Origin of the sequence: Streptomyces sp. NPDC051172 (assembly GCF_040682555.1) — a bacterium.
GTDB lineage: Bacteria > Actinomycetota > Actinomycetes > Streptomycetales > Streptomycetaceae > Streptomyces.
The window spans coordinates 97,282-104,961 of sequence record NZ_JBFBBE010000029.1; the positions used below are offsets into that span (position 1 = coordinate 97,282).

Here is a 7,680-nt window from a genome sequence, read left to right on the forward strand (position 1 = left end):
ATGGGAGGGAGGCGGGTCATGCGGCCGCGCTGCCGGCCAGCTCGCGCAGGAACCGCAGCACGGCCCGTGCGGTGGCGTCGTTCTGCCGGAAGGCGGGACCGCCGGTGCGCGGCCGGGTGAAGGCGCCGGGCGTGCGTCCGTCGGTGTAGGGCCCGAGCGCGAACCGCCGGGGATGCGGCCGCCCGGCCGCGTCGAGCAGCCGCCCGTCGGCGGGGTCCACCCGGAGCAGCCCGTCGGGGGTCTCGACGGCGCCGTCGGCGTGCAGTTCGCGCAGCAGGGTGTCGCGGGCCCGTCCGACGGTGGGCTCGGGCAGCCGCGCCTCGACCAGCGCCCGTGCCTCGACGAAGGCACCCGGAACGGTGGCGCTGGACGCCCGGAACACCCCGCCCTCGGCGCCGACGGTCATGTCGGCGCCGAGGAACTTCAGGACACCGGCACGGGACAGTGCCAGCATCTGCCGCAGCCGCGGACCGGGCGGCCCGGAGGCCAGATAGCTGAAGAAGCCGTGCCACCAGGGGCCGATACCACCGAGCCGGACCAGCTGGCCGTAGACGGAGAGCAGCCCGAGGAACACGGCCAGATCCGGGCTGTAGTGCGGATCGTGACGTCTGCTCAGGTCATTTTCCACATAACCGCGCAGCCCCTCCTGGAACTCCTCGAAGGAGCCGTACCGCACGCCGTCCAGCGGGTGGTCGAGCGCGTCCAGGTCGAGCCGGTCGGCGGGGTCGGGCACGGCGGACGCCACGAGCGCCTCCCGCTCGGCCACCTCGGACGCGGCGGCGTACTTCTCCTCGAAGACACTCCATTCGACAGCCGTCCGCTCCGCATGCACGGTGAACAGCCGGTGGTAGTGGGCGAACCCCAGCTCCTTCTCCACCAGCGGCCACACATCCCTCCGGAAGTCGAAGCCTTCGGGCCGCGCGAGCAGCGCCTCGACCTCGGGCGGCCCGAAGAACCTCGGCAGCGGCGGCCGTTCGCCGCTCCAGTCGTAGCCGATCTTCGAGTGGTACGGCACTCCCCGCCGCGAGCCGACGTACAGCACCGGCTCCTGTCCCGAGGGCAGATAGGTGTCGCGCTCGTACCGCCCGCCCCGCCCCTCGGTCAGCAGCACCATGAGGTCGACGAAGGCGAGCCCGAAACCGCGCACGAGAACGGGCTCACCGGCCTTCAGCGCGGACAGATCACTGTCGGCGGTGAAGTCGGGCGGAAGGTGGACCAGCCCATGAGCACGTGCGTACTCCGCCAACTCGACCTGCTGCCCGTCGAGTTCGGCGTCGAGGTGGCCGAGCGCGAGCACGACGAGGTCGGCCGGGAGCGGGCGCGGGCGGCCCTCCAGCCATACCTGCTGACGGCCCTCGCGCGGGCCGCTGACCCGCAGGGCCCGCCGAGGATGGTGGTGGACGACGACGCCCGATGGCAGGTCGGCCACGGCCTGTTCATGCACCCAGCGCAGATACGCCCCCTGGAGCTGCCGGTCCGCAAAGGTACGGCCGTCGATGCCGGCCCACTCGTGCAGCGTGGGCCCCTCCCGCACCGGGCCCTCCATGGCCACCGTCTCGTCGGTGAACATGGTGACGTCCTCGGCGTGGGAGTTCATCCACAGCAGCGGCGACTGCGCGGCACGCCAGATGCGTCCGGCGCCCGGCGGATGGGGGTCGACGAGATGGATGTCGAGGCCCGAACCGGCGTACAGCTCGGGCGCGTTGGCTGCGATTCGCTCGATGAGACCGGTCCCCCGCGGCCCGGCCCCGACGATCACCAGGGAGGGCCTCATCGCGCGCGCTCCGAACCGCGGGCGTAGTGCTTCTCCACGTAGTACTGCCCGACACCGAGCACCGAGGTGACGACGGTGTACCAGAGGGTGGCCACCATCAGCAGCGGAATGACCTGGTAGGTGCGGTGGTAGATCAGCTGCGCCGAGAAGAGCAGGTCGTTCACCGCGATGACGCTGACGATGGAGGTGCCCTTGAGGGTGCCGATCAGCATGTTCCCGGCGGGCGGCACGATGGAGCGCATCGCCTGCGGCAGCACGATCCGCCGCCAGCGCCGCCACCGGCTCAGCCCGAGCGCCTGGGCGGCCTCGATCTGCCCCCGGTCGACAGACAGGATGCCGCCGCGCACGACCTCGGCGGCGTAGGCGGCCTCGTGCAGCGTGAGTCCGACGACGGCGACCTCGACGGGTCCCAGCAGATTGACGGTCTTGACGCCGAACAACTCGGGATACAGGGCCCCGATGTTGAACCACAACAACAGCTGCACCAGGATCGGAATCGACCGGAAGAGCCAGACGTAGCCCCAACTCACCGCCCGCAGCACGGGGTTGGCGGACAGCCGGAAGGCGGCGAGCAGCGTGCCCAGCGCAAAGCCGAGCACCATCACGACCGCGGTCAGCCACAGGGTGAGCCACAGCCCGCGCAGCACCGAGTCCGTGGTGAAGTACTCGGCGACGACGTCCCACTGGAACGCCTTGTTGCGCAGTACGGAGTTGACGGCGAGACCGAGCAGGGCGAGCGCGAGGACGGCTGCGGTCCACTGACCGAACCGCCGCTGCGGAACGATGCGCAGGGCATCGGCCTGCTCGGGTATGTCCGGTGCCGCCGGGACTTTGGCGAGAGTGTCGGAAGACATGCGAAGGCTCCGTGACGCGTAGGTCGAACACGGTGGATGCCTTCACACGGACGCGCCGGGCCGGGCACAGCGACGGCGCGATACGGCCGAGCCCCTCAGCAGGGCCGTCCGTCGACTGTACGGGGCCGTTTCCCCTCACTGTCAAGGCTGTCCGGCATGTGAGCAGCACGTCTCAAGTCGGTTGACGCAGAACCGGATGCCTGTTCCACTTGGCCCATGCATCCACAGCAGTGGCTGGTCAGGCGCTCCCACATCGACTTCGGTCGAGTGTGGTCCTGTTCCTGTTGAGCCGACCCCACTGCGCGCCCTGACCGGGTGTTCTCAGCGTTCTCCCTCTTCGCCTTCACACGCGCACCCCTCCCCTCGTGCTCTTTTCACTCCTTCCTGCTTCCAGGAGACCGCACACGATGCGCACGTTCACGCGTACCCGTAGAACCCTATTTGCACCTTTCGCCCTTATTACGTCGGCCACTGTGCTGCTCACTGCCTGCGGCTCCGGTTCGGACGGCTCGACCGACGCCGCGGACACCTCGGCGAAGGCCGACAAGATCCCCACGACGGACGTGGTCTCCGCCATCCACAAGGACGAGGCGTCTGCAGCACTCCTGCCGTCGGGCACGACAAGCCTCACCGTCGCGTTCAGCGTCGGCGGCACCCCGCCCGGCACCACCTACCTGGACGACGGCAAAACCCTGACCGGCCAGGACGTCGACTTCGCCGACGCGGTCGCCAAGGTGCTCGGCATCAAGCTCAAGTCCGAACAGGCCGCCTTCGAGGCGATCCTGCCGGCCCTCGACAGCGGCAAGTACGACTTCGGCGCGAGCAACTTCGGTGTCACGGACGAGCGCCGCAAGACCATCGACTTCGTCACCTACATCAACGACGGCCAGGGTTTCGCCACCCGCAAGGACAGCAAGCTCTCCAAGGTGACGGACCTGAAGCAGCTGTGCGGCCTGAACGTGGCAACCGGCGCCGGCACCACCTTCGAGGCGACGCTGGAGGAGAACAAGAAGCTCTGCACGACCGCCGGCAAGAAGCCCTACAAGGTGCAGACCTACAACGACACCGGCGCCATCTGGTCCTCCCTCCAGCAGGGCCGCAGCGACGTGGTGATGTCCACCATCAACGGCCTCCGCTACGCGGTGGCCCAGCAACAGGGCGTGAAGTTCCTCAACGAGTACCACCGCCTGGACGTCGGCTTCGTCTTCAAGAAGGGCACGAAGCTGGCCCCGGCCTTCCAGTCGGCAGTGAACAAGCTCATAGCAGACGGCACGTACGAGAAGATCCTGAAGAAGTGGGGCACAACAGGCTCGGCAATCACAAAGTCGGAAGTCTCGCCCCCGGAGCTGAAGAACTGACGCTGTCCCCCGCGCCCTGCTTTCAAGGGGCGCGGGGCTGCGTCGATTTGCGGCTCCGCCTCATGGGGCGAGCGACCACAGCCAACCCCCACCCGCTAACGCACCATCGCCGCCCGCCTCTTGGGCGCAGCCCGAACCCCAATCACCCGGTCCATCAACGCCCCCAGAACATCCCGCACCGAGGAACGATCCCGCGCATCACACTCCAGCACCGGCACATCGGCCCCGAGGCCAAGCGCCTCCCGCACTTCCTCCAGTTCGAACCGCTGCGCCCCGTCGAACCGATTCACCGCAAGGACGAACGGCGCCCCCTGCGACTCGAAGTAGTCGACGGCCGGGAAACACTCCTCGATCCGCCGGGTGTCCGCGAGGACGACCGTCCCCAGCGCCCCCTCCACCAGGTCGTCCCACAGGAACGAGAACCGGTCCTGTCCGGGCGTCCCGAACAAATAGAGCGCGATCGTCGGATCAAGAGTGATCCGCCCGAAATCCAGCGCCACGGTCGTGGTCGTCTTCGACTCGACCCCGTCGAGGGAATCGACCCCCACGGAAACCTGCGTCATCGCGGCCTCCGTGTCCAGCGGTTCGATCTCCGAAATCGCCCCGATGAACGTGGTCTTGCCGACGCCGAGTCCGCCGCTCACCACGATCTTCACGGCGAGCGGCACGATCCTGTCAGAGCGCCCGGACATGGTCCCTGATCCTTTCGAGCATCTGGAGCGGCAGCTCCTCGGGTTCCCGGCAGTCGAGCCGGCCGGCCACGACGAGGTCGGACACGAGCACCTTGGCGACGCCCAGCGGGATGCCGACCCGCGACGCCACCTCGGCGACCGTCGTCGGCTGCTCGCACAGCGCGACGATGTGCCGCCGCTCGAACGTCAGCGACTCGTCGGACCCGCCGACGGCGACGACCAGCGTCTCCAGCCGCAGGTCGGCCTGGAGCGGCTCGGCCCGGCCGCCGGTGATGATGAACGGCCGGACGAACGTCGCGTCCTCAACAGGCTCTACGTCCATGGGCTCTTCGCCGTTCACCGCGGCAACGCCTGCCGCAGATCGGCGATGAGGGTCGGCGTGAGCAGATCGCCCGCCCGCTCCGCGAGGACCGCCATCTCGTAGCCGACGAGCCCCAGTTCACCGCTGCTGTCGGCAAGCACGCCCAGACAACTGCCGTCGCGGATCGCGGAGACGAGCAGGAAACCCCGTCCCATCTCGATCATGATGAGCTTGACCCCGTCGAAGCCGTACCGCTTGGAGGCGCTGCGCGCCAGGCTGCTGAGCCCCGAGACGATCGCGGAGAGATGGTCGGCCTCGGTCCGTCCGAGCCCGTCGGACACGGCGATCAGCAGCCCGTCGGAGGAGACGGCGACCGCGTCCCGTACCCCGTCGGTGCTCTTGACGAAATTGGCGAGCAGCCAGTTGAAGGTCTGCGAGTCCTTGTGGGCGTCGACGGCGGTCACTTGGCGTCACCCTCTTTCTGCTCGGCGCCGTTCTGGTCGTCCTTGTCACCCTCCTTCGTCTTCTCCTTCTCCGCGCTGATCCCGCCCCGCATATGGGCGCTGCGCAGGGTGGAGAGCATCCCGGAGATCTCCTCGGGGCTGCGGTCGGGCGTGGGCTCGGCGGGGGCCGGGCGCTCGGGGCGGTCGGTCTCGCTGACGGCATCGGAGATGGCGCTGCGCTGCGGTCGCTTGACGAGCCCGTTGCGGGTTCGCGCGGCGGAGGTGCCCTTGCCGCCGGCGGCCTTGTTGCCGGCGTTCTCGGCGGGTTTCGCCTCTGCCTGAACCGTCACCAGCTCCCCGGGGGGAACGTCCACGTCCTTCTCCTTCCGGGGGGCGGGCAGCACCAGCTTGTCGGCGGCCTTGCCCTGCGGGGCCTCCGTGAGCAGCTGCAACGGAATCAGCACCCGGGCGACCACTCCGGACGCCGGCGCCTCGCCGAGCCGTACCTCGATCCCGCGCTTTCGGGCGAGGGCGCCGACCACGAAGTGGCCGAGGAACCGGGTGGGTTCGGCCATGAAGCCGGCCGTTCCGGACAGCCGTACGTTTGCCTCGGCGAGCGCCTGGGTGTCCATGCCGAGGCCGTTGTCGACGATCGCGACGAGATAGCCGGCGCTGGTGCGCCGCCCCTCGATCTCCACGACGGAGTCCGGCGGCGAGTAGCTCAGCGCGTTCTCGACCAGCTCGGCGAGCAGGTGGGCGACTTCGGCGACGACGGAGCCGCTGATGTGCGCGGGCTCGATCCGGCGCAGGGTGACCCGGCGGTACTCCTCGACCTCGGCGAGCGAGGCGCGCAGCACGTCGGTGACGGCCAGCGGGGTGGCCCAGGGGCGGGGGCTGGACTCCCCGGCGAGCACGAGGAGGCTTTCGGCGTTGCGGCGCATTCGCGTGGCGAGATGGTCCAGTTCGAAGAGGTTGGCGAGGGTGGCCGGGTCGGCGTCCTCGTGCTCCAGCTTGTTGATGAAGCTGATCTGGCGGCGTACCAGGTTCTGGTTGCGGCGGCCGAGGCTGACCAGCGAGTCGGTGGCGTTGCGGCGCAGCACGGCCTGTTCGGTGGCGAGGTCGAAGGCGGCGCGCTGGACGCGGTCGAAGGCCTCGGCGACCTCCCGGACCTCGGCGCCCGCCCTGCGGCTCACCACGAGCGGGGCGGGTGGCTCCGGGCTCTCCCCGGAGTCCGCGTCCTGTACGGCTGCGACGGCGCGCGGCAGTCGCTCGCCCGCCACCTCCCGGGCCTGCTGGGCAAGTTCGGCGAGCGGCGCGGACACGGACCGTACGCAGTCGAGGGCGAGCGCGCCGAGTGCGGCGACGGTGCCGAGCGCGAGCAGCACGAACAGCAGCAGGTCGCCCTGGGCGGTGCTCTCCAGGGCGGCGGCACGGTGCTCGACATCGGCGCCGAGGGAGATCTGCACCGCCCGCAGCCCGTTGATGGTCGAGGTGGTGGTGTTCCACCAGTCCATCGGCGGGAGGCTGGAGGAGCTCAGCCTGGAGCCGCCGTGCACCGCGACGCTCTCGTAGGCCAGCATGCGCTCCGCGTCCGGAGTGCTCAGGGCCTGGCTCAGGCGCTGTTCCTGGTCGGCGGTCGCCGAGCGCGGGAAGGCGGCGAGCGCGGCCTGACGACCGGCCCGGATCTGCATGAAGCGGCTGTAGTCGTCACCGCGGAAGCGGCCGCCGGAGGCGCGCACCGAGCCGAGCACGATGGCGCGCTCCTCGCCGGTGAACTCCTTGGCGTTGCCGAGGACCTGGAGCGCCTGGTAGGCGTCACGCAGGGTGCCGTCGCGCACCGCGTCGAAGCCGAGGTCGAGCCGGTCGAGGACGGTGATGGTGGTGGTGAAGTAGTTGAAGGTGTCCTTCACGACGCCGGTCCCGTCGTCGGCGTCCCTGCGGATGCCGGCGAGGCCGTCGAGCCGTCCGAGGGACTCGCGCACGGAGTCGGCGGCGGCGTCGTCGCGCCCCTCCAGCGCCTTGCCGAGCGCCGCGCGTGCGGTGTCGGTGGACTTGCGCTGCGCGGGCAGTTTGGCCTTGAACTGCCCGACTCCGCCCACGTATCCGGTGGTGAGTCCGCGCTCCTTCTGCAGCTCGTGGACCAGGCCCTGGAGGGTGATCTCCCAATGCCGCGAAGTTAAGGATTCGCAGTCGGTGTCAACTGGGGCCGGGCATATAGGTGGAGCCTCTGCTGTTCAGCGGATCGACCAAGATCTTTC

The 7,680-nt window shown here is 69.6% G+C and carries 7 protein-coding genes; 1 reads left to right on the forward strand and 6 read right to left on the reverse strand.

Going from position 1 to position 7,680, the window contains the following annotated elements:
• Nucleotides 1-16: 16 nt before the first annotated feature.
• Nucleotides 17-1,774, reverse strand: coding sequence for an FAD/NAD(P)-binding protein (locus tag AB0N07_RS19775; protein ID WP_365836646.1), 1,758 nt, complete (start codon nt 1,772-1,774; stop codon nt 17-19).
• A complete protein-coding gene (locus tag AB0N07_RS19780) occupies nt 1,771-2,628 on the reverse strand; it encodes an amino acid ABC transporter permease (RefSeq protein ID WP_365836648.1) in 858 nt (285 codons plus the stop codon). Before AB0N07_RS19780 ends, AB0N07_RS19775 begins: the two co-directional genes overlap by 4 nt.
• A gap of 407 nt (nt 2,629-3,035) precedes the next feature.
• On the opposite strand from AB0N07_RS19780, the gene AB0N07_RS19785 reads away from it, so the two are divergent.
• On the forward strand, nt 3,036-3,986 hold the full coding sequence (locus AB0N07_RS19785; RefSeq protein ID WP_365836650.1) for an ABC transporter substrate-binding protein: 951 nt from the start codon (nt 3,036-3,038) through the stop codon (nt 3,984-3,986).
• Between the two features lie 95 nt (nt 3,987-4,081).
• Here AB0N07_RS19785 and AB0N07_RS19790 read toward each other — a convergent pair whose 3' ends face one another.
• The 4 genes from AB0N07_RS19790 to AB0N07_RS19805 are packed head-to-tail and all read right to left on the reverse strand — an operon-like array spanning nt 4,082 to nt 7,638.
• Nucleotides 4,082-4,678: an ATP/GTP-binding protein gene (locus tag AB0N07_RS19790; protein WP_365836652.1), complete on the reverse strand. Its 597-nt coding sequence runs from the start codon at nt 4,676-4,678 to the stop codon at nt 4,082-4,084.
• Nucleotides 4,662-5,000 carry a DUF742 domain-containing protein gene (locus AB0N07_RS19795; protein WP_365836654.1) on the reverse strand — a complete coding sequence of 113 codons (339 nt, stop codon included), beginning with the start codon at nt 4,998-5,000 and terminating at the stop codon, nt 4,662-4,664. The genes AB0N07_RS19790 and AB0N07_RS19795 overlap by 17 nt, the downstream gene beginning before the upstream one ends.
• A 14-nt stretch (nt 5,001-5,014) precedes the next feature.
• The gene (locus AB0N07_RS19800) at nt 5,015-5,443 is read right to left on the reverse strand and encodes a roadblock/LC7 domain-containing protein (protein ID WP_115909039.1); all 429 of its coding nucleotides are present in this window, start codon (nt 5,441-5,443) and stop codon (nt 5,015-5,017) included.
• Nucleotides 5,440-7,638 carry a nitrate- and nitrite sensing domain-containing protein gene (locus tag AB0N07_RS19805; RefSeq protein ID WP_365836661.1) on the reverse strand — a complete coding sequence of 733 codons (2,199 nt, stop codon included), beginning with the start codon at nt 7,636-7,638 and terminating at the stop codon, nt 5,440-5,442. Before AB0N07_RS19805 ends, AB0N07_RS19800 begins: the two co-directional genes overlap by 4 nt.
• Between the last annotated feature and the right edge of the window lie 42 nt (nt 7,639-7,680).